Raw genomic sequence first — 21,643 nt, forward strand, 5'->3', positions numbered from 1 at the left:
AGTTTTGTAGCGTGCTGTTCTCCGACCGTGATATCCGTGCCGAAATTTCCGCCTCCCGCATCGAGCTGGATCCCTACGACCCGGCGATGGTCCAGCCGTCCAGCGTCGACGTGCGGATCGATCGGTACTTCCGGTTGTTCGACAACCACAAGTACGCCCACATCGACCCGGCCGAGGACCAGCCGGACCTGACCCGGCTCGTCGAGGTGGCCCCGGATGAGCCGTTCATCCTCCACCCGGGGGAGTTCGTGCTGGGGTCGACCTACGAAGCGGTGACCCTTCCCGACGACGTCGCGGCTCGGCTTGAGGGCAAGTCCTCCCTGGGACGCCTCGGTCTGCTCACCCACTCCACGGCCGGGTTCATCGATCCGGGGTTCTCCGGCCACGTCACCCTTGAGCTCTCCAATATGGCGACCCTGCCCATCAAGCTCTGGCCGGGGTCGAAGATCGGCCAGTTGTGCTTCTTCCGGCTGACCTCCCCGGCGGAGCACGCGTACGGGTCGGGCGAGTACGGCAACCGGTACCAGGGCCAGCGCGGCCCCACCGCCTCCCGCAGCCACCTGAACTTCCACAGGACCTCGATTTAGTCCGCCCTCCAAGCGGCGAGTGTGCAGCTAACCACCTTTTCGAGTGCGTGAAGCGTGGTGATCTGCAGTTTCGCCGTGGAGCACTGGCGCTGGGCGAGTCGGGCGCGTAAAGCCAAGCGCCGAGTGTGCAGCTAACCACCTTTTCGAGTGCGTGAAGCGTGGTGAGCTGCAGTTTCGCCGTGGAGCACTGGCGCTGGGCGAGTCGGGCGCGTAAAGCCAAGCGGCGAGTGTGCAGCTAACCACCTTCCGGGGCGCGCGATACGTGGTGAGCTGCAGTTTCGGTGGAGAGCGCCGGCGCCGGCGTTGCCCGCCGGAATCCACATAGTGGGGATCGGGCGCCAAAGGCCCCGCATCTTCCCGACACTGGCCGCATGCGCTCTCCACGACCCCTGCCGCAGGCCCTCGCCGGCCGCTCCTTCACCCTGGAGGAGGCGATGGTCACCGGTGTCTCCCGACGGCGGACCGAATCGTCCGATCTCACGACCCCCAGCCGGGGAATACGGGTGCCGTGGGGCGCCGCACAGGCGTTCGCCGACTCCTTGCGCCCGCTGCTCACAGTGACACCGGGGGCGGTTGTCGGTTTTTCGACGGCTGCACGCCTGTGGGGGATGCCCCTGCCGGGCGATCTTCGGCATTGCTTTGCCGTCCATCTCATTTGTCCGCGCGGAACATCCGCCCCTCGCCGAAAGGGCGTTCGGGGTCATTCAATGAAGCTGGTGCCGGGGGAGACGACAACGCTCGAAGACATTGCGGTCACCACCCCGGCCTGGACCTGGTTCGACCTTGCGCAGCTCATCCCGGTCGATGCCCTCGTGGCGGCTGGTGACCACGTGGTGAACCGGAACAACAGGATCTTCGCGGAGAAGCGGGACGCCCTGGCGTCAGTCGAAGAGTTGTCGCAGATGCTGACGACCCACCGACGGTCACGGGGAGTGCGCACCGCCGGGGCGGCGTTGCCGCTGCTCCGCGTGGGATGTGACTCAGCACCCGAGACCATGCTCCGTCTTGCCCTCGTCCGGGCGGGCCTTCCAGAACCCGTGCTGGGGTGGGTCGTCGCCGACGAAGCCGGCGGTCACACCGTATGGCCGGACCTCGCCTATCCGGAGTACATGGTCGCCATCCAGTACGACGGAGCACACCACTTCGAACGGGGGCGACAGGAGTTGGACATTGCGCGCAATGAAGCGACGGTCCGGGCCGGGTGGACACAGGTCATCATCACCGCGCGCCTCTTGAACGCTTTCGGTTCGGCAGCGGCAGTGATGAAGGTTCGGGACGCCCTGATGCGGAACGGCTGGGACGGACGCCGCCTGGTCGGGTAGGTGAAGATCCACGGCAGCCGTTCCACGGGCGGCGCTCGACGCTGTCGTTGCTGTCTTCGCCGTCGTCGTCAGGTTGATTCGGCGGATCACCACGTTATGGGCGCCTCAAAGCGTGGTGACGTGCTGATTCGGCGGAGGGGTGTGCCGGAAGGAGGTGGTATGCAGTATCGGTGCCGGGAGCGGGGAGCGAAGGTTCCGGAACGCCAGGCGCCTCAGGCCGCAGGGACGACGGCCGGAGCCACCTGCGCCGGAGGCTTCACCGGCAGCAGCAGGAGCAGTCCCGCCAGCAGCACGACCAGGATCCCCAGGATGCCGTACCGCTGGGCGCCGAAGATGCCGATTGACAGGGCGAACAGGGTCGGGGCGAGGAAACTGACGGCGCGCCCGGTCGTAGCGTACAGCCCGAACAGCTCGCCCTCGCCTCCCTCCGGGGCCAGCCGGGCAAGGTATGCACGCGAGGAGGCCTGGGCGGGACCGACGAACAGGGTCAGCAGGAGGCCGAACACCCAGAAGGTGGTGGCACCCGTCCACGCCATGCCGAAGAAGGAATACGTCTCGGCACCGAGGATCAGGACCGCGGAGCCGGCGACGAGCAGGCCGATCAACGACGCCGCGATCACCCGCTTGGGCCCGACCCGGTCATCGAAGTACCCGCCGACGACGGCGCCGAGCGCGGCGATCACGTTGCCTGCGATGGCGAAGACGATCACCTGGCTCAGCTCGAAGCCGAAGGTGCCGGCCGCGATGATCCCGCCGAAGGTGAAGACGGCGGCGAGGCCGTCGCGGAAGACTGCGCTGGCCAGCAGGAAGAAAATGGTGTGTGGGCTGGTCCGGTAAATGGCCTTCACGCGCCGGATCAGCAGCCCGTAGGACGCGAAGAAGCCGAGCTGGGCCGCTTTAGGCTGCCGGGGCACCTCGGGTACAGCGAACATGACGGGCAGGGCGAAGGCGAGAAACCACAGGGCGGAGAAGACCGCCACCAGGCGGATGTTGAGGGCTTCCTTGGTCGAGGACCCGGCCCAGTCCACCACCGGCTGGACGAAGGCCACGAGGACGATGACCAGGGCGATGATGCCACCCACGTACCCCATGGCCCAGCCGAAGCCGCTGATCCGGCCGACGCTTGACGGAGTGGAAATCTGGGAGAGCATGGCGTTGTAGTTCACGCCGGCGAACTCGAAAAAGATATTCGCCGCGGCGATCAGGGCCACGCCGAGCAGAAGGAGCTCGGGCCGGGGGAAGACGAAGAAGCACAGCCCGGTGAGCAGGGCCACGATCAGGCTGTTCACGCCGAGCCAGAGCTTCCGGCGGCCCCCGTTGTCCGACCGCTGGCCGGTGACCGGGGCGAGGAGGGCGATCAGCAGGCCGGCGGCGGCGAGGCCCCAGCCCAGCGTTGAGGAGGCGCGTTCCTCCCCGCCGAACGCGTCGGAGGTCAGGTACACGGTGAACACGAAGGTGGTCATCACCGCGTTGAAGGCCGCGGAGCCCCAGTCCCACGAGGCCCAGGACATGACCTGCCGGGAGAGGATCCGGGTGGGCCGGTCCGGCGGCGCGGGAGCAGCACTCTTTACGGGCATCGGCAGCTGCTGGTCCTTGGTCATAGGGTGAATGCTACCGGCGCCCCGACCCGCCGCCCGGCCGGCGCGTTCGGCGCGTTTCGGCGCCGTTCAGTGACGGCTCAGGTGAGGTCGCGGGTCTTCTCGAACCGCTCGATCGCCTTCTGCATGGTGCGGTTGGTGAACACCTGGATGGTGGTCCTTATGGCACCGGAGATCAGGGCGAAAGCCAGTGCCGACCGGACCGTGTTCTCAAGTCCCTCGGTGCCCTTGGGCGAGGCCTCACCGGTGATCTTCTCCCACAGGAAGTCGACAAGCTTGCTGGCGACGATCCCAGCGCCGAGGCCCATTCCGGTACCGAGCAGTTTAATCAGCAGGTGCATTGGATCTCCTTGAGTTGACTGAATCTCAAACAAGCCTAGCGGTGCCGGGCTCGGGCAGCACCGCGGGGGAGAACCGCACGGGCGCCCCCGGCGGGACCAGGTGTAGACTCGGTCGCGCAAACATACGACAGGGGAGCGCCGACCAGACGCAGCAGGGCTGCCGACGGAACCGGGCGCTGAGAGTGCGGACCACCGCAGACCCTCGAACCTGATCCGGTTAGTACCGGCGAAGGGAGTCGAGTTCTCAGGGTGAACGCCACCGGCACGCGTGCCGTGGGCGGAGCGCCCTCCCCTCCTGTACCTCAGGAGGATTTCACCATGGCTCTCACCAAGGCCACCACCGGCACGGGCACGTCCCCGCGCCGCTTCCAATGGCGCGTCGTCGACATCGTCGTCGCGTCGGTCCTCGCCGTCGCCGTCGGCGTCATCTTCTTCGCCTGGTCCGCCGGCTACAGCGGCGTCCAACTGCTGACCGGCGCCTTCCCGCCGCTCACCGGCCTCTACACCGGCGGCTGGCTGATCGCCGGGGTGCTCGGCGGCCTGATCATCCGCAAGCCGGGCGCTGCCATCTACTGCGAGGTCCTCGCCGCCGCGGTGTCGGCCCTGCTCGGCACCCAGTTCGGGCTGTCGGTGCTGCTCTCGGGATTCCTTCAGGGCCTCGGGGCGGAACTGGTGTTCCTGCTCTTCCTGTACCGGAAGTGGAACCTCGGCGTGGCACTGCTGGCGGGGCTCGGTGCCGGCATCGCCCTGGCCGTGAGCGAGAACATCCTCTACAACGCCCTCTGGTCCGTGGAGTACCAGCTGTTGTACGTGCTGTTCGCCTCGGTGTCGGGCGTCCTCGTTGCCGGACTGCTGTCCTGGCTTGCCGTGCGCGGGCTGGCGAAGACCGGGGTGCTTTCCTCCTTCGCCGCCGGGCGCGCGGCGGACCGGTGACCGCCGGCTCCACCCGCCCGGTTGCCGCCACCGCCGAGGGGTGGGGGTGGCGGCACGCCGGGCGGCCGGGCTTCGCGGTGCGGGGCGTCGACCTGCACATCGAACCCGGCGAACGGGTGCTGCTGCTGGGCGCCTCGGGCTCGGGCAAGTCGACTCTGCTCTCCGCGCTAGCCGGAGTCCTGGGCGACGCCGAGGAGGGCGAACAGGAGGGCAGGATCCTGCTCGACGGCGAACCGCCCGCCGCCCGCCGCGGCCGGGCCGGGCTGGTGCTGCAGGACCCGGACTCCCAGATCGTGCTCGCCCGGGTCGGCGACGAGGTGGCCTTCGGGGCCGAGAACCTCTCGGTGCCGCCCCCGGAGATCTGGCGGCGCGTCCGGGAAACCCTCGACGACGTCGGACTCGATGTTCCGCTCGACCGCTCCACCTCCGCGCTCTCGGGAGGGCAGAAACAGCGCCTCGCCCTCGCGGCGGTGCTCGCCATGCGCCCGGGGCTGCTGCTCCTCGACGAGCCGACGGCCAACCTCGACCCGCAGGGCGTCACCGAGGTGCGCGACGCGGTCGTGCGCATCCTCGATCGCACGCACGCGACCCTGGTCGTCGTCGAACACCGGGTGGCGGTATGGGCGGACGTCGTCGACCGGGTGATTGTCCTTGGCTCCGGCGGCGGCATCCTCGCCGACGGCCCGCCCGCAGCGGTGCTGGGAGACCCGGCCACCCGCTCGGTGCTCGCCGCGGCCGGGGTCTGGATTCCCGGCTGGTGTCCACCGCTGGCGGAGGCACCAGGAACACGGACGCCCGGACCGGAACTGCTGGCCGCCCGCGGGCTCTCCGTGGCGCGCACCCGGCGGGGCCCGGCCGTCCTTAAGGGCGTCGAGCTGTCCCTGCCGGAGGGCTCGGCGCTCAGCATTGTCGGGGCGAACGGGTCGGGCAAGTCCACGCTGGCGCTGACCCTCGCCGGCCTGCTGCGCGCCCGCGCCGGAACCGTCACGGCCGCCGATACGCTGGCCCGCGGCGCCGGGGCGGACCCGGCGCGGTGGAAGTCCGCCCGGCTGGTGCAGCGCATCGGTTCCGTCTTCCAGGACCCCGAGCACCAGTTCCTCACAGGCACCGTCGCGCAGGAGCTTGAGTTCGGGCCGCGCTCGGCCCGCCTCCCCGCCGCCGAATACGGTCCCCGGATCGAGGCCCTGGCCGAGCGGCTGCGGCTGACCCACCTGCTGCGCGCCAACCCGTTCACGCTCTCCGGCGGGGAGAAACGGAGGCTGTCGGTGGCGACCGTGCTCGCCACCCGACCCGCTGTCCTGGTGCTCGATGAGCCGACGTTCGGCCAGGACGCCGGGACCTGGGCCGAACTCGTGGGCCTGCTGCGCGGCCTCGTCGCGGAGGGCCGCAGCGTGGTCTCGGTGACCCACGACGACGACTTCACCCGGGCCCTCGGCGGCGGCATCCTCGAAGTGCGGGCCGGCAGCGCCGGGCTGACGGCGGCGGCATGAGCGCGGACCTCTCGGCGCCCGTTCTCAGCGGGGCGGTGCTGATGCGGGCCAACCCGCTCTCGAAGCTGTTCGCCGCGGGAATCGTGACGGTGGCCGTCATTCTCAGCATCGACTGGGTCAGCGCCGCCGTCGTGCTCTCCGGGGAACTGCTGCTGATGCCCCTGCTGGGGGTCAGTCCCCGAAAGCTGCTGCTGCGGATCTGGCCGCTGGTGGCCGCGGCGGCGATAGGCGGGTATGGCACGGCGCTGCTGGCCGAGAAGACGGGACGCGTGCTGCTTGACGCGGGGCCCTTCCTCTTCACCGAGGGCTCCGTGGGCGCTGGCATCGCGGTGGCTCTGCGCGGCCTGGCCGTGGCCCTGCCGGGCATTTTCCTCCTGCTCTCCACCGACCCGACCGACCTCGCCGATGCCCTGGGCCAGAAGCTGCGCCTGCCGCACCGGTTCGTCTTGAGCGCGCTGACCGCGATGCGGCTCGCCGGTCTCCTGCTCGATCAGTGGCGCATGCTCGGTTTGGCCCGCCACGCCCGCGGCGCCGGACCGGATGGGAGCCCCATCGCCCGCGTGCGGGACTTCCTTGGGCAGTCCTTCGGGCTCCTCGTCCAGGCGATCCGCCGGGCCACCCGGCTGGCCGTGGCCATGGAGGCCCGCGGCTTCGGTGCCGGGCCGCGGACCTGGGCGCGGGAGAGCACCTTCAGTGCCGTCGATCTCTGGGTTGCCACCGCAGGTGCCGCGCTTGCCGCGGCCGCGGTGACCGCCGCGGTGGCGGCCGGGACCTGGAACCTGCTTCTCACCTGACGCCGGCTAGGGGCCAGGAGGCCTAAGCCGGGGTCAGAGGAACCGGTCGACCAGCGCGGCGAGTTCGGCGGTGAGCTCCGGCGCCGTGGGGATGGCCGCACCGTCGATCGCCGTCACCGGCGTCAGCAGCCGGATGCTCGAGATCAGCCAGACGGCGTCGGCTTCCAGGAGGTCCTTGGGCTCCAGCGGGCCGTAGCCGAGCTGCCAGCCGGCCTCGGCAGCCGCCTTGAACAGCGCCCCCTGGGAAGTTCCGGGCAGGATTCCGCTCTCAAGCTGGGGCGTCACGAGCGTCTTGACGCCGCCGCGGTGGCGGGCGGTCAGCACCGTGGAGGTGGGACCCTCGAGGACCTTCCCGTCCGAGGAGGTGAAGATGACGTCGTCGGCGCCGTGTTCCTTCGCATGGCGGATGGCCGCCATGTTCACCGCGTAGGAGAGGGTCTTGGCGCCCAGCAGCAGCCAGGGCGCCCGCTGGGCGACGGTGCTGTCGTAGCCGCGGTCGAGCAGCAGCACTGCAACGCCGGTCTCCCGCTGGCGGCGCGTGGCGGCCGGGACGGGGGAGACGGCGACCCAGGCCGTGGGCCCTGCGCCCTCGACCCCGCGGGTGGCGATCAGCTTCACCACGGCCTCGGGCCGGTCGGGGGTCGAGGCGGCGTACTCGGTGAGCGCGGTGCGGATGGCCCGGCTCCACGCTTCCGCGTCGGGAATCTCCAGGCGCAGGGCTCCGGCCGACGACGCCAGCCGTGCAAGGTGGGCCTGTTCCTTGCGGACGCCTCCGTCGACGGCGAGCAGGGATTCGAAGACGCCGTCGCCGCGCGTCGCCCCCTGGTCGGTGGCCATGAGCTGGGGCCGGGACGCATCGACGACACGGCCCTGCTCGAAGGCTGAATCAAGGAACACCAGAACTGTCATGCCGCCAGCATAACGACCGCGACCGGCCTCAGTCGGGGAAGCGGGACCCGAGGGCCGACAGCACGCCGAAGGCCTTGGTGCGCACTTCCTCCCATTCCTCCGCGGGCACGGAGTCGGCGGTGATCGCCCCGCCGACGCCGAGCGAGACCCGGGTGGCTCCGTCGTCGTCCTCGAGGACCAGGGTGCGGATGACGACGGCGAGGTCCGCCGCGCCGGTCAGGGAGAAGTAGCCGGCCGCCCCGGAATAGGCGCCCCGCGGAGCATTTTCGAGGCGGTCGAGGAGGGCCATGGTGCTGATCTTCGGTGCCCCGGTCATCGACCCGGCCGGGAAGGCCGCGGAGACGGCCTCCGCGCGTGAGGATCCCGGCCGCAGCCGGGCGTCGATGGTGCTGACCATCTGGTGCACGGTGGCGTAGCTTTCGATGGCGCACAGCCGGCTGACCGTCACGGAGCCCGGGACGGCGAAGTGCGAGAGGTCGTTGCGCAGCAGGTCGACGATCATGATGTTCTCCGCGCGGTCCTTCAGCGACGCGGCGAGGTCCCGCCGGAGGGCCTCGTCCTCGACCGGGTCGGCGGAGCGGCGCCGGGTGCCCTTGATGGGCTCGGCGCGGAGGAACCCGTCGGCGTCGAGCCGCAGGAACCGCTCGGGGGAGGTGCTGGCGAGCACGGCGCCGGGGAAGCGCAGCAGGTGGGCGAAGGGCGCGGGGTTGGCCTCCCGCAGCGCCAGGTACAGCGGCAAAGGGTTGACGGTGCCCTCCAGCCGGGCCTCCAGCGCCGTGGTCAGGCAGACTTCATAGGTGTTGCCCTCCCCGATCTCTGCCTGGGATTCCTTGATCTTGCCGAGATACCCGGCCCGGGTGTCGCGGGCGGTGAAGACGGGGGACGGCCGGGGCGGCGCGGGGTTGCGGGTGGCGCGGCTTCCCGGCGCCGGGGCGCCGAGCACCGCGACCCGGGCGGTGTCGAGCCAGCGTCCGCACTCCGGGTCGGCCGTGCCGTCGCCGAGGGTGAGCAGGAAGGTGCACTGCTGCTGATGGTCGACGACGACGGCGCGCCCGGCGAAAATCAGGGCCGCGTCGGGAAGCGGAGCCGCCGGCAGGGACGCCCCTCCGGTCTCCCGCTTCAGTTCGTAGCCGAGGTAGCCCAGCCAGCCGAGGGCGAAGCCGCACTCATAGCCGGCGGGGGCGCGCATGCTGCCGCGGCCCCAGACACCGTCGAGCCAGCGGAAGAACTGCCCGGGGATGCGGGCGGTGACGGCGCCCGCGGTGACCTCGGTGAGGCCGGCGCGGTGGCGGACCGACTGGCCGTACCGGCCGCCGTCGTCGGCCAGGATGGTGAACCGGCTGCGCTCCGGGGCGGTGGTTTCCGCGGCGTCGGAGCTGTCGAGCCACACCGCCGAGGGCGAGGAGCCATACAGCCCGGCGAACACCTCCGGGGTCGAGGGCTCGTGCTCGAGGCGCTCGGCATGGACCTGCAGGCCGCGGCGCCCCGCGCGCTCGGGTGACATGGGGGCCGCCCACCGCGGCAGCCCGGACAGGGCCAGCCGGACCTCGTGCGGGGTGCCGAGGCCCCGGTGGCCCTGGACGATAAGGTCCGCGTTGCCGGCCGGGTCATCCTGGGCGAGCCAGGCGAGTTCCTGCTCGGCCCAGCGCTGCCAGAACGGGGCGAAGGTGTCGCCGTCCCGGGTGAGGGCGCTGGTGCGGCGGACGTCGTCGGGCGCTTCGACCCACAGGGCGGCGTCGAGGTAGGGCCGGGCGGCGGCGCAGGAGGCCCCGACCCCCTCCACCAGAACGATCTCGGCCGGTTCGGTGCGCCGCAGCGGACCGTCGGTTCCGCGCTCCCAGTCCCAGGCGTGCCAGGTGGCCGTGCCCCCGGCGGCCAGGGGCCGCAGGACCGACTCGACGTAGCGGGCCAGGCCGCCGGCGAGTCCGTCCCAGCCGGGGTAGATCTCCTCGAGGTGGAACAGGCTCACGCGGTGGTGTTCGCGCAGCAGCGCCGCGAGTTCCACGGCCAGGGTGGTCTTGCCCGCGCCGGAACGCCCGTCCACGGCGAGGATGAGGGGGACGCCGGCCCGGCCGGAATGGGCTTCCATTGCTACTTCCACCGGGTGCCGGAGAGCCGGCGGGGGAGGGTGAAGGGAGGGGCATCAGGCGAAGGCAAGGAGCACTCCCACGGTGACGAAAAGCGAGCCGAAGACCCGGTTGAGGGCCTTCTGCCCGCGGTGGCTGCGCGTGTAGCGCTGGAAGGAGCGTGCCGCGGCGGCGTAGAAGAACCACATCACCAGCACGTCGATGGCCACAACCGTTCCCGCCAGCACGCCGTACTGGCCCAGCAGCGGCTTCTGGGGTTCGATGAACTGCGGGATGAACGCCAGGAAGAAGACGACCGCCTTTGGATTGAGCAGGTTCACCCACAGCCCGCGCCGGAACATGGAGAGCGGGCCCTCGAGGCTGCGGGCGGAGGCGGCTTCCTCGGGCTCCGGTGCCGCCAGGAACTTCCGGACGCCCAGATAGATCAGGTACGCAGAACCCGCATAGCGGATGATGCTGAAGGCCACCGGGGAGCTGGCGACGAGCAGCCCGAGCCCGGCCGCCACAACGAGAATGTGGATCAGGAGTGCGGCCTGCTGGCCGGCGATGCCCCAGATCGCCCGCCGGAAGCCGACGGTGAGCGCGTTGCTCATGGTGTTCACCGCGCCGGCGCCGGGGGTGAAGCTGATGAGGGTGCCGGCGCCCAGGAGCGCAAGCCAGACCGAGGGGTTCACCTGTTCATAGTAATTCCTGGCCGCTGCCGGCCCCGCCTTCGGGCCCAGGGTCAGGGCCGGGCGAGGATCTCCGTGCTCGGCATCAGGAAGGTGGCCTCCGGCGCGCGCCCCCAGGCAAGCCACCCGGCCGAGATGCGTTCCAGGTCGTCCCGGTCCGCAAGTCCCCTTTCCAGCGCCTGGTCGGCGAACGCCGAGTGAAGCACCCGTGCGGCCCAGGACTCCGAGTGCGCGCGGCGGCGTTCGTCGGTGGCGTAGAGCCAGTTCGAGGAGGAGACCTCGACGTCCTGGAACCCGGCGTCCTGCGCCCAGCCGAGCAGGCGGCGTCCGGCGTCGGGTTCGGCGCCGTTGCCGCGGGCGATCCGCTGGTAGAGCTCCATCCACTCGTCCAGCTCGGGAAGCCGGGGGTACCAGCTCATGGCGGCGTAGTCGGCGTCGCGCACCGCCACGAGCCCGCCGGGGCGGGCGACCCGGCGCATCTCGCGCAGGGCCGCCACCGGATCGGCAAGGTGGTGCAGGACCTGATGGGCATGCACCAGGTCGAAGCTCTCATCGGGGAAGTCGAGGTCGTAGACGTTTCCGGTCTGGAAGCGCACGTTGGGCAGGTCCGCGGCGAGGCCGGCGGCCTCGGCCACCACCTCCGGTGAGCGGTCGAGGCCCGTCACGGTGCCGGGGGCGACGGCGCGCGCCAGGTCGGCGGTGATGCTTCCGGGCCCGCAGCCCACATCGAGCACGTCCATGCCCGGACGAAGATGCCCGATCAGGTAGGCGCCTGAATCCGCGAGGGTGCGGGTTGCGTGTGCCTGGGTGACGCTCGGGTGGTGGCCATGGGAGTACACCTCGCTGTTCATGGTCCGAGGGTAGCGCCCGGTCCCGGACCGGGCAGCCTCCCGGCGTCATTCTTCGCAGTAATCGTTGCCGCGGTGATGCGCTCCAGCATGGTGGTGAGCAGGGCGAGCTCGTCGTCGCTGAACTCGTCGAGCGCCGCCGAGATGTGCTCGGCGAGGGGGGCGAAGAGCCGTGACCCGGCCGCCTGTGCCTTCTCGGTCATCTCCAGATGCACCTGCCGGCGGTCGATGTCGCTGCGGGCGCGGGTGACGTGCCCGGCGCTGGTGAGCCGGTCGATCAGGGCCGTTGTCGCGGGGGAGCTAAGGTTCAGTTCCTCGCGGAGCCTGCCCGGAGTGACGGTCGTGCCCGATTGGGCCGCTCCAACGAGAATACCCAGGGCGTGGAGGTCGGTCCGATGCAGGGCGTCCTTGGTGCTGACCACGTCGACATAGCGTTCGGTCTCGGCGGTGAACTGCTGCAGGAGCCTCAGGATGGCCGCCCGGTTGTCCTTGCCCACTGTTACCCCTCCCTTCCCTATTTCCTACTCTAGGCCCCTTCCGCATTTATCTCCATCATGGATATACTCGACGGCAGAGATAATCACTTTGGAAGGCCCATCATGAAAAGCACCTGGCTGCGCGTCCTGCTCCCGGCCCTCATCGTCCTGGTCTGGCTGGTGGGAGCCGGCTTCGGCGGTCCCACCTTCGGCCGGCTCGAGGAGGTTTCGAGCAATGACCAGGCGGCCTTCCTGCCCGCAAGCGCCGAGTCCACGGCCGCCGGCGAGTTCGAGGAGCAGTTCCGGGACTCCGATGCGGTGCCGGCCGTGATCGTCGCCGAGTCCACGCAGGACATCGCGCCCGGTGAGCTCGGCGCCTACGCCGCCGTCGCGGGGCAGCTCGCCGAGGTCGAGGGCCTCGAGGCTCCGGCCGGCGGCGGCCCCACCGTCGTCGGGCCCATCCCGGCGGAGGATCTCCGCGCCGTGCAGTACCTCGCCTTCGTCTCGGCCGACGCCGAACTGGGCGAGGTGGTCGCCGGGCTGCGGGAGGTGCTCAACGCGGAGCTGCCCGACGGCGCCACCGGCTACGTCACCGGGCCGGCGGGGTTCACCGCGGACCTGGTCAGCGCCTTCGGCGGCATCGACGGGATCCTGCTCGGCGTGGCGCTGGGTTGCGTGTTCCTCATCCTGCTCGGCGTCTATCGCTCCCTGGTGCTGCCGTTCCTTGTCCTGCTGACCTCGGTGTTCGCCCTGGCCACCTCGATCCTCGTGGTGTTCGCCTTCGCCAAGTGGGACTGGATCCAGCTCAGCGGTCAGAGTCAGGGCATCCTCTCCATCCTCGTGATCGGCGCCGCGACCGACTACGCCCTGCTGTTGGTGGCCCGTTTCCGGGAGAGCCTGGGGGAGGTGCAGTCCACCTGGGAGGCCATGAAGCGGGCCTACCGCGGATCCGTTGAGCCCATTGCGGCCTCCGCGGCCACGGTCATCCTGGGGCTGCTGTGCCTTCTCTTCTCCGACCTCAACTCGAACCGCAGCCTCGGGCCCATCGCCGCCATCGGCATCGTCTTCTCCCTCGCCGCCGCGCTGAGCCTGCTCCCGGCCCTGCTGCTGATCTTCGGCCGCGCCGCCTTCTGGCCGCTGCGGCCGAAGGTGGGAGCCAGCGCCCGGAACGCCTCGACCGGCGGCCCCGCGGGCACCGAGGGCCTGCGCGGGCTGTGGCGGGCAGTCGCCGTCCTGGTGGCCCGCCGGTACCGCGCCGTCTGGATCGCATCCCTGGTCATCCTGGGGGCCGGAGCGCTCGGCCTCACCCAACTGCAGGCCAGCGGCGTCCCGCAGTCGGAACTGATCCTGACATCCTCCAACGCCGTCGACGGTCAGGAGGCCCTGGGCCGCCACTTCGACGCCGGCGCCGGCAGCCCGATCGCCGTGATTGCCCCCGAGGAGGACCAGGACCGTGTGCTCGACATCGTCGGGGACACCCCCGGCATCTCCGAGGCGGCCCTCGCCACCGACCCCGCGGGAGCCGTCGAGGTGAACGACGGCCGCGTGCTGATCAGCGGCACGCTGCAGTTCCAGGCCGATTCCGAGGACGCCGAGAACGTCGTGCGGAACCTCCGCGCCGAGCTTGAACAGCAGAGCCCCGACTCCCTGGTCGGAGGCGTGACCGCGATCGCCGTCGACACCAACGACACGGCGCTGGCCGACCTTGGCAAGATCATCCCCATCGTCCTCGCCGTCATCCTGGTGGTCCTGATGCTTCTGCTGCGCGCGGTCGTGGCACCGGTGCTGCTGATCCTGAGCGTCGTTCTCTCCTATGCCACGGCCCTGGGCGTCTCGGCGCTGGTCTTCAACAACCTGCTCGGCTTCGAAGGAGCCGACGCCTCCGTGCCGCTGTTCGGCTTCGTGTTCCTCGTGGCGCTCGGGGTGGATTACAACATCTTCCTCATGACCCGGGTCCGCGAGGAGTCGCTGCGGCTGGGCACCCGCCCCGGAATCCTGCGCGGGCTGGGCGTGACCGGCGGAGTGATCACCTCCGCGGGGGTGGTGCTGGCGGCGACCTTCGCAGCCCTGGGCGTCATCCCGATCCTGTTCCTCGCGCAGATCGCCTTCATCGTCGCCTTCGGCGTGCTGCTCGACACCATCCTGGTGCGCTCGCTGCTGGTGCCGGCGCTCGCCTACGACCTGGGCCCGCGCATCTGGTGGCCCTCCGCGCTGGCCAAGGGCCAGGTGCCGGCCCACCGCGCCGCCGGGCCCGACGCCGAGGAGCACGAGCACCGCGAGGTGGCAGCCCACCGCGCCTGAGCGCGGCCACCCGCGGCGGGCCGGCCGGCCGGCGGGCGGGGCGGGGTGGAGGCATTGCCCAAACTGCTAAGTAGGCTTAGCGTTGGCGGAGTCCATGCCCTTCCGGGCCCGCGCCGACACGAAGAGGTCCTCCGCCATGTCCTTCCGCTTTCGAACCGCCCTGGCCGCCGTCGCCCTCGCCGCAACCAGCCTTTCCGGGGGAGCGCCCGCGTCGGCCGACACTACGGACATCGCCCCGCCCGGAGCCAACGACTGGTCCTGCAAACCCAGCGCCGAGCACCCGCGGCCTGTGGTGCTGGTTCCGGGCACCTTTAAGAGCATGGCGAAGAACTGGTCGACGCTCTCGCCCCGCCTGGCGGCCGAGGGCTACTGCGTCTTCGCCCTCAACTACGGCACCACCAACGGCGTCGACGCCACCGGCCCCATCGCCGAGTCCGCAGGGGAGCTCGCGTCTTTCATCGACGGGGTGCTGGGCGCCACCGGGGCCCAGCAGGTGGACATCGTCGGGCACAGCCAGGGCGGAATGATGCCGCGGTACTACCTCGGGTTCCTCGGCGGAGCGAAGAAGGTCAACCACCTCGTCGGGATTGCCCCGTCCAACCACGGCACCGAAGGCGTGATCGCGCCGACGCCGGACCAGGTCCCCCTGGGCACCGGCGACTCGGGCTTCCTTTGCCAGGCGTGCGCGGACCAGGAGGCCGGGTCGGCCTTCCTCACGCAGCTGAACTCGATCGGTGACACGGTCAACGGGCCGTCCTACACGGTGCTCTCCACGAAGTACGACGAGGTCGTGACTCCCTATCCGAGCCAGTTCCTCAGCGGGCCGGCCCGGCAGGTCACCAACATCACCCTCCAGGACAAGTGCCCCCTCGATCCGATCGAGCACGACCAGGCGCCCAACGACCCGGTGGTGCACCAGCTGGTCAGCCACGCCCTGGCCTCCAGGGGGCCCGCGAGCCCCCTGTACCAGCCGGAATGTTTCCCAATATTTCGAAGTTGAGCACGGCAGGCTCAACTTTGGTTTGACTCTCGATGAGGGCGGAGTACAGTTGAGTGCAGAACGCTCAATCTACGAGCCCGGCGGTTGAGCGCCAGCACATTCCCGGGCTGTCGAAAGGAAACTTGCATGTCACGTGCAGTAGGCATTGACCTCGGAACCACCAACTCAGTTGTTTCAGTCCTCGAAGGCGGCGAGCCCACCGTTATTGCGAACGCCGAGGGTGCGCGCACCACGCCCTCCATCGTTGCGTTCTCCAAGGCCGGTGAGGTGCTGGTCGGTGAGATCGCCAAGCGCCAGGCCGTCAACAACATCGACCGCACCATCGCGTCGGTCAAGCGCCACATGGGCACCGACTGGTCCATCCCCGTCGACGACAAGAAGTACACCGCCCAGGAGATCTCGGCCCGCATCCTCCAGAAGCTGAAGACCGACGCCGAGTCCTACCTCGGCGAGAAGGTGACCGACGCCGTCATCACCGTTCCCGCGTACTTCAACGACGCCGAGCGCCAGGCCACCAAGGAGGCCGGCGAGATCGCGGGCCTGAAGGTGCTGCGCATCGTCAACGAGCCCACCGCCGCCGCGCTTGCGTACGGCCTGGACAAGGGCAAGGAAGACGAGCTCATCCTCGTGTTCGACCTCGGCGGCGGAACCTTCGACGTCTCGCTGCTCGAAGTCGGCAAGGACGAGGACCAGTTCTCCACCATCCAGGTCCGCTCCACCGCCGGTGACAACCGCCTCGGCGGCGACGACTGGGACCAGCGCGTCGTCGACTTCCTGCTCGCGCAGGCCAAGGCCAAGGGTGCCGACCTGTCCAAGGACAAGATCGCCCTGCAGCGCCTGAAGGAAGCCGCGGAGCAGGCCAAGAAGGAACTGTCCTCGGCCACCTCCACGAACATCTCCCTGCAGTACCTCTCCGTCACCCCGGAAGGCCCGGTGCACCTGGACGAGCACCTCTCCCGCGCCAAGTTCCAGGACCTCACCAAGGACCTGCTGGACCGCACGAAGAAGCCGTTCCACGACGTGATCTCCGAGGCCGGCATCAAGGTCTCCGACATCAACCACATCATCCTGGTCGGCGGCTCGACCCGCATGCCCGCGGTGTCGGAGCTGGTCAAGGAACTCGCCGGCGGCAAGGAGCCCAACAAGGGCGTCAACCCCGATGAGGTCGTCGCCGTCGGCGCCGCACTGCAGGCCGGTGTGCTGAAGGGCGAGCGTAAGGACGTCCTGCTGATCGACGTCACCCCGCTCTCCCTGGGCATCGAGACCAAGGGCGGCATGATGACCAAGCTCATCGAGCGCAACACCGCCATCCCCACCAAGCGGTCCGAGACCTTCACCACCGCCGACGACAACCAGCCGTCCGTGGCGATCCAGGTCTTCCAGGGTGAGCGCGAGTTCACCCGGGACAACAAGCCGCTTGGCACCTTCGAGCTGACCGGCATCGCGCCGGCCCCGCGCGGAGTGCCGCAGGTCGAGGTCACCTTCGACATCGACGCCAACGGCATCGTGCACGTGTCCGCCAAGGACAAGGGCACCGGCACCGAGCAGTCCATGACCATCACCGGTGGATCCTCCCTCTCCAAGGAGGACATCGACCGCATGGTCCGCGAGGCCGAGGAACACGCCGCCGAGGACAAGGCCCGCCGCGAGGCAGCGGACACCCGCAACGCCGCCGAGCAGCTCGCCTACTCGGTCGACAAGCTCATCGCCGACAACTCGGACAAGCTGCCCGAAGAGGTCAAGACGGAGGTTCAGGCCGACGTCGACGCCCTCAAGAAGGCGCTCGAGTCCCAGGACAACGACGACGAGGTGAAGACCGCGTTCGAGAAACTGCAGGCTTCCCAGTCCAAGCTCGGCGAGGCCATCTACGCCTCCGCCCAGCAGGACGGACAGAGCGGCCCCGGTGCATCGGCAGACGGATCCGGCCCTGCCCCGGCGGAAGACGACGACATCGTCGACGCCGAGGTTGTCGACGAAGAGAAGAAGTAACCATGCCGCACCACGGAAATGAAGAAGAGCACCAGTCAGAGCCGGTGAGCTTCCGGGACAACCGCAAGATCGACCCTGAAACGGGCGCCGTCCGTGGGCAGCAGAACGACGCCGGCGACCCGGCACCGGCCGAGCCGGTGTCCGGGGAACCGGCCGGAGAGCAGGCGCCGTCGGCGTCCGCCGCGGAGCCCGCCGACGGCGACGCGCTCGCCCAGGCCGAGGCCATCCTCAACGAGGCCGGCGAGGGCGAAGACGCGCCGGTGACGGAGGTCATCGCCGAACTGCGCAACGACCTGCTCCGGCTGCAGGCCGAGTACGTCAACTACCGGCGCCGCGTCGAGCGGGACCGCGACGTTGCCCGCGACCAGGCCGTCATCGGGGTCCTCAACTCCCTGATGCCGGTCCTCGACGACATCGACGCCGCGCGCCAGCACGGCGACCTCGCCGACGGGCCGTTCGCGGCGATCGCGGGCAAGTTCGAAAACGCCCTGAAGGCGTACGAGCTGACCCGCATCGACGAGACCGGTGTGGCCTTCGACCCGAACATCCACGAGGCGCTCATCCAGCAGCCCAGCGCGGACGTCCAGGCCGACAGCGTCAGCCAGGTCCTCCGCGCCGGGTACCGCAAGGGCGACCGCGTGCTGAGGGCGGCCCAAGTGATCGTCGCAGTACCGGAGTAGCGTTACTGTCCCGGGCGGGGCGGTCTTGCCGGGCCAACGAAATTCCAGAGCTCGCAGAGCTCGCGTGGAATATTGAAGGCCCTACACGAGACCGCTCCGCCCGGGACGATCCATACCCGGTACATTTCAGGTTTCAAGAAGAAGCAGTGAAAGGAGACTCCAATTGGCTAGTCAGGATTGGGTCGATAAGGATTTTTACAAGATCCTCGGTGTCTCCAAGGACGCAACGGACGCCGACATCAAGAAGGCGTACCGCAAACTCGCCCGCCAGCACCACCCTGACCAGAACCAGGGCGACGCCGGGTCCGAACGCATGTTCAAGGACGTCTCCGAGGCCTACTCCGTCCTGTCCGACTCCGAGCAGCGCCAGCAGTACGACGCCATCCGCGCCATGGGCGGCGGCGCCCGCTTCACCGCCGCCGGTGCCGGGGCGCCGGGCGGAAGCGCTGGCTTCGAGGACATCTTCGGGAACCTCTTCGGCCAGAGCGCAGGGCCCCGCACCCGCGGCGGCAACGGCTACAGCAACCTCCCGCCCGAGTTCGCCGATCTCTTCGGCGGCGGCGGCGGGTTCGGCGGCGGCTTCGACGCGCCGCCGCGCAAGGGCGCCGACCGCACCGCCAGCACCACCATCTCCTTCGCCGGCTCCATCAAGGGCACCACCATCGGGCTGCGCGAGCCCTCCGGGGAGGTCATCGACGTCCGCATCCCCGCCGGCATCAAGGACGGCCAGAAGGTACGGGTGCGCGGGCGCGGCCAGTCGGGGCCGGCGGGCAACGGCGACCTTATGGTCACTGTGAACGTCAAGGACCACCCGATCTTCCAGCGCGACGGTGACAACATCAAGGTCCACGTGCCCGTGACCTTCCCCGAGGCCGCACTCGGCGCGCAGATCGAGGTACCGACCATCACCGGCGACCTGGTCAAGATGAAGGTTCCGCCGGGAACGCCCTCGGGCAGGACTCTGAGGCTCAAGGGCCGGGGGGTGTCCACGCCGAAGGTGACGGGGGACCTGCTGGTGACCATCGACGTCGTCGTACCCCAGAACCTCTCCAAGGAGGCCGCCGCCGCGGTCGAGGCGTTCGCCGCCGCGACCGCCGACGCCAACCCCCGCGCCGGGCTGGCGGCCAAGGCCCGGCTCTAACCGCAACCCCGTCCGCCCCGCGCGGAACCGGAAGGAGGCAACCGCACGATGGATACCACGATGCCCATCTACGTCATCTCGGTCGCCGCCGAGCTGGCCGACATGCACCCGCAGACGCTGCGCCAATACGACCGGCTCGGGCTCGTCACGCCGAGCCGGGCGCCCGGGCGCGCCCGGCGGTACTCCCAGAAGGACGTCAGCACCCTCCGCGAGATCCAGCGGCTGTCCCAGGAAGGGGTTTCCCTCGAAGGGATCCGCCGCATCCTCGAACTCGAGAACCAGGTGTCGGCGCTGCAGCAGCGGGTCCGGGAACTGACCTCCGAACTGGCGCAGCGCCGCGGCCAGCCCGATCCCAGCCGGGTGTTCGCCGCCGGGCTGGCCGGCGACGTCGTCACCCTGGCCCGGGGCCAGCGCCCGCGGGCCCGCAGCCAGGCCGTCATGGTCTGGCGCCCGGACCTCGCCGGCAACTGAGCAGACCGCACAGCCCGGTGGATTCCCGCGGCCAAAATCTGGAAATCGCCGCACCCGCAGGGCACACTAGAGGCATGCTCCGCTCCCGCCCCCGCTCCCCGAGGACCCTGTACTGATGGACGGATTCCTTCAGCTGCTGATGGTGTTCGGCATCATCCTGCTCCTCATGGGCCTGACCTCCACCGCGCTGCTCTGGCTGGCCGTCCGGCGGATCCGGCGCTCGGGACTCATGCGGCGCGCGGCCGACAACGGCGTCCTGACCCTTCACTCCCTCGCCATGGACCGGACCGTCCGGGAGCCTGCCCGGCTGGCCCTTGAGCTCCGCCGCTCCAACCAGGCCAACCGGCGGGCCCTCGCCGAAGCCGTGCAGCGCGGCTGGCCGGTGGGCAACCTGCCCGCCGCCGCCGAAGAGCTCGAGCGGGCCGCCGCCTCCGTCGGGGACCACCTGCGCATGGCCGACCGGGAGCCGAACCGGGCCCTGAAGCGGGAACTGACCGCGGACCTCGCCCGCTACGTGCGCTCCCTTGAGGGACTCTCCGTTGACCTCCGGCGCTGCCTGCTGCGGGGTTCAGGCTCCATGGACCGGCTCGAGCTGGAACGCAGCGGCGCCCGGCTGAGCATGGAGATCAGCGCCATGCATTCGTGGCTTACCGCCTACGGGGTCCGGAGGGCGTCATGACGGCGCCGCTCCGCCGCTCCTAGGCCCCGGCAGGGCAGCGATGTCCCTTTCCCGGCGCATCTCGCGGATCGTCCGCGCCAACAAGGCCGCCGTCCAGCCCGTCGAGGACCCCCGGGTGACCGCCGCCAACGCACAGCGGGCGCAGCACGCGGCCCTGGACTCCGCGCGGCGGGGAGCCGCCGATGTCGCCGCGCACCGACGCCGCCTCGAAATCCTGGCCGGTGAGGCCGCCGCGCGGGTGCGCCACTTCGAGGCGCACGCCGCCGCCGCGGTCGCCCGCGGCGATGACAACGCCGCCCGGGAGGCCCTGCGCGGCCAGCTGGGTGCCGCGAAGCACCTGCAGACTCTCAGCGGGCAGCTCCAGGAGATCGATGTGCAGGCCCGGCGGCTCGCCGCCGACGTCGCTCGGCTCGAGGAACGGATGTCCGACAGCTGGCTCCGGCACCAGGCCCTGCTGGCGCAGCACGCCGCGGCCGAGGCCTCGGCGCGGGCCCAGGAGGCGCTGCGCTCCTCTGCGGGCCCGATCGGGGGAGGGGAGCTCGCCGCCCGGGAGGCCGAGCGGGAGGTGCGCCGCCTGCAGGCACTCGCCGCCGCCCGTGAGGAACTGGCCTGGTCGGATCCGTCCTCACAGCGGGTCCAGGAGGCGTTCGAGGAGCTTGAGGCCGACTCCGCCGCACGCCTGGAGCTGGCCCGGCTCAAGGAACAGCGGGCTAGAGGCTCTCGTCCCGGGCAGCAGTAAGGGCCCCCAGCACCGCGTCGTCAATATCGTCGACCGTCTTTAGGCGGATCCGCCAGCGGAATGGATCATCCTTGGCCGCCCGCGCCGGCTCGGCGCGCGGATCGTTCGGGCGCGCGAAGCGCATGAACACGTCGACGGCGGACTTCGTCGCCGGGGTGACCTGCGCGAACTTCCGGCGCGCCGTCTGCAGTGAGATGTAGGTCTTGCGCATCTGCACCTCGACGCCGTCGGCCTCGAGCGCCCAGGCGAGGAGCCGGTCGCCGATGGGACGCAGCGCCTGCCGGTCCGCGTACTGGCCCTCATACAGTTCGTCGACCGAGCTGAGGATGAAATCCGGGTAGCCGAACATCGCCCAGTCCACGCTCATCAGGCTGTAGCCGGTCACTCCCTGGGGCTTCAGCCAGGCCGCCAGCGCCGCCCGGGAGTGGACGCCGGCGCCGCGGGCCGCCTCCACCCACTCCTCGACGCTGCGGCCCGTGGTGCGCTGGAGCCGTTCGGCATTCGTATCGGCCATCGCCTGCCAGGTCTTTATCTCGCCCATTGCCCCAGCGTAGCCGGACCGCCCCCTCCGCTGCGTTGGTACACTC

Annotated in this window: 21 protein-coding genes and 1 riboswitch; of the genes, 13 read left to right on the top strand and 8 right to left on the bottom strand. The window is 70.2% G+C overall.

The window, feature by feature from the left end; all coding sequences use genetic code 11:
* Positions 1-11 precede the first annotated feature (11 nt).
* Both dcd and E2F48_RS09015 read left to right on the top strand, forming a co-directional pair.
* Positions 12-587 carry a dCTP deaminase gene (gene dcd / locus E2F48_RS09010; protein WP_120167593.1) on the top strand — a complete coding sequence of 192 codons (576 nt, stop codon included), beginning with the start codon at positions 12-14 and terminating at the stop codon, positions 585-587.
* Positions 588-1,294: 707 nt separating this feature from the next.
* Positions 1,295-1,909 carry a hypothetical protein gene (locus E2F48_RS09015; RefSeq protein WP_133403666.1) on the top strand — a complete coding sequence of 205 codons (615 nt, stop codon included), beginning with the start codon at positions 1,295-1,297 and terminating at the stop codon, positions 1,907-1,909.
* A 212-nt stretch (positions 1,910-2,121) separates the two neighbouring features.
* Here the strand turns inward: E2F48_RS09015 and E2F48_RS09020 are convergent, their stop codons facing one another.
* Both E2F48_RS09020 and E2F48_RS09025 read right to left on the bottom strand, forming a co-directional pair.
* Entirely contained in the window at positions 2,122-3,486 is a 1,365-nt protein-coding gene (locus E2F48_RS09020; protein WP_133404123.1) for an MFS transporter, read from the bottom strand.
* A gap of 101 nt (positions 3,487-3,587) precedes the next feature.
* The gene (locus E2F48_RS09025) at positions 3,588-3,848 is read right to left on the bottom strand and encodes a DUF4235 domain-containing protein (RefSeq protein WP_133403667.1); all 261 of its coding nucleotides are present in this window, start codon (positions 3,846-3,848) and stop codon (positions 3,588-3,590) included.
* Positions 3,849-3,967: 119 nt separating this feature from the next.
* Positions 3,968-4,100, top strand: a riboswitch (TPP riboswitch).
* 66 nt (positions 4,101-4,166) lie between these two features.
* On the opposite strand from E2F48_RS09025, the gene E2F48_RS17625 reads away from it, so the two are divergent.
* From E2F48_RS17625 to E2F48_RS09035, 3 genes are read left to right on the top strand one after another with little or no spacing between them, the layout of a single operon-like run.
* Positions 4,167-4,781 (top strand): ECF transporter S component, encoded by a 615-nt coding sequence (locus E2F48_RS17625; RefSeq protein WP_165968733.1) that lies wholly within the window; start codon positions 4,167-4,169, stop codon positions 4,779-4,781.
* Positions 4,778-6,271 carry an ABC transporter ATP-binding protein gene (locus tag E2F48_RS09030; RefSeq protein ID WP_165968734.1) on the top strand — a complete coding sequence of 498 codons (1,494 nt, stop codon included), beginning with the start codon at positions 4,778-4,780 and terminating at the stop codon, positions 6,269-6,271. The genes E2F48_RS17625 and E2F48_RS09030 overlap by 4 nt, the downstream gene beginning before the upstream one ends.
* A complete protein-coding gene (locus tag E2F48_RS09035; protein WP_133403669.1) occupies positions 6,268-7,065 on the top strand; it encodes an energy-coupling factor transporter transmembrane component T family protein in 798 nt (265 codons plus the stop codon). Before E2F48_RS09030 ends, E2F48_RS09035 begins: the two co-directional genes overlap by 4 nt.
* 33 nt (positions 7,066-7,098) lie before the next feature.
* On the opposite strand, the gene E2F48_RS09040 is transcribed toward E2F48_RS09035, so the two are convergent.
* From E2F48_RS09040 to E2F48_RS09060, 5 genes are read right to left on the bottom strand one after another with little or no spacing between them, the layout of a single operon-like run.
* Positions 7,099-7,974 (bottom strand): aminodeoxychorismate lyase, encoded by an 876-nt coding sequence (locus E2F48_RS09040; RefSeq protein WP_133403670.1) that lies wholly within the window; start codon positions 7,972-7,974, stop codon positions 7,099-7,101.
* A 28-nt stretch (positions 7,975-8,002) separates the two neighbouring features.
* Positions 8,003-10,063: an aminodeoxychorismate synthase component I gene (gene pabB, locus E2F48_RS09045; RefSeq protein ID WP_133403671.1), complete on the bottom strand. Its 2,061-nt coding sequence runs from the start codon at positions 10,061-10,063 to the stop codon at positions 8,003-8,005.
* A 54-nt stretch (positions 10,064-10,117) separates the two neighbouring features.
* Positions 10,118-10,735, bottom strand: a complete 618-nt coding sequence (locus E2F48_RS09050; RefSeq protein ID WP_133403672.1) for a LysE family transporter — start codon at positions 10,733-10,735, stop codon at positions 10,118-10,120.
* Between the two features lie 50 nt (positions 10,736-10,785).
* Positions 10,786-11,583, bottom strand: a complete 798-nt coding sequence (locus E2F48_RS09055) for a methyltransferase domain-containing protein (RefSeq protein ID WP_133403673.1) — start codon at positions 11,581-11,583, stop codon at positions 10,786-10,788.
* Entirely contained in the window at positions 11,580-12,077 is a 498-nt protein-coding gene (locus E2F48_RS09060) for a MarR family winged helix-turn-helix transcriptional regulator (RefSeq protein ID WP_133403674.1), read from the bottom strand. The genes E2F48_RS09055 and E2F48_RS09060 overlap by 4 nt, the downstream gene beginning before the upstream one ends.
* 102 nt (positions 12,078-12,179) lie before the next feature.
* On the opposite strand from E2F48_RS09060, the gene E2F48_RS09065 reads away from it, so the two are divergent.
* The 8 genes from E2F48_RS09065 (at position 12,180) to E2F48_RS09100 (ending at position 21,056) form a co-directional block, all read left to right on the top strand.
* On the top strand, positions 12,180-14,357 hold the full coding sequence (locus tag E2F48_RS09065) for an MMPL family transporter (RefSeq protein ID WP_133403675.1): 2,178 nt from the start codon (positions 12,180-12,182) through the stop codon (positions 14,355-14,357).
* Between the two features lie 136 nt (positions 14,358-14,493).
* Positions 14,494-15,357 carry an esterase/lipase family protein gene (locus E2F48_RS09070; protein ID WP_133404124.1) on the top strand — a complete coding sequence of 288 codons (864 nt, stop codon included), beginning with the start codon at positions 14,494-14,496 and terminating at the stop codon, positions 15,355-15,357.
* Positions 15,358-15,483: 126 nt separating this feature from the next.
* Entirely contained in the window at positions 15,484-17,346 is a 1,863-nt protein-coding gene (gene dnaK, locus E2F48_RS09075; protein ID WP_133403676.1) for a molecular chaperone DnaK, read from the top strand.
* A gap of 2 nt (positions 17,347-17,348) precedes the next feature.
* A complete protein-coding gene (locus E2F48_RS09080; protein WP_133403677.1) occupies positions 17,349-18,026 on the top strand; it encodes a nucleotide exchange factor GrpE in 678 nt (225 codons plus the stop codon).
* 163 nt (positions 18,027-18,189) lie between these two features.
* Positions 18,190-19,167 (top strand): DnaJ C-terminal domain-containing protein, encoded by a 978-nt coding sequence (locus E2F48_RS09085; protein ID WP_133403678.1) that lies wholly within the window; start codon positions 18,190-18,192, stop codon positions 19,165-19,167.
* Between the two features lie 48 nt (positions 19,168-19,215).
* Positions 19,216-19,638, top strand: a complete 423-nt coding sequence (locus tag E2F48_RS09090) for a heat shock protein transcriptional repressor HspR (RefSeq protein WP_133403679.1) — start codon at positions 19,216-19,218, stop codon at positions 19,636-19,638.
* A 115-nt stretch (positions 19,639-19,753) separates the two neighbouring features.
* On the top strand, positions 19,754-20,317 hold the full coding sequence (locus E2F48_RS09095; RefSeq protein ID WP_133403680.1) for a hypothetical protein: 564 nt from the start codon (positions 19,754-19,756) through the stop codon (positions 20,315-20,317).
* 40 nt (positions 20,318-20,357) lie between these two features.
* Positions 20,358-21,056 carry a PspA/IM30 family protein gene (locus E2F48_RS09100; protein ID WP_133403681.1) on the top strand — a complete coding sequence of 233 codons (699 nt, stop codon included), beginning with the start codon at positions 20,358-20,360 and terminating at the stop codon, positions 21,054-21,056.
* Here the strand turns inward: E2F48_RS09100 and E2F48_RS09105 are convergent.
* Positions 21,028-21,597, bottom strand: a complete 570-nt coding sequence (locus tag E2F48_RS09105; protein ID WP_133403682.1) for a DUF5655 domain-containing protein — start codon at positions 21,595-21,597, stop codon at positions 21,028-21,030. The two genes, E2F48_RS09100 and E2F48_RS09105, sit on opposite strands and share 29 nt — an antisense overlap.
* Positions 21,598-21,643: the final 46 nt, after the last annotated feature.

Origin of the sequence: Arthrobacter crusticola, assembly GCF_004357995.1 — a bacterium.
Lineage (GTDB): Bacteria > Actinomycetota > Actinomycetes > Actinomycetales > Micrococcaceae > Arthrobacter_D > Arthrobacter_D crusticola.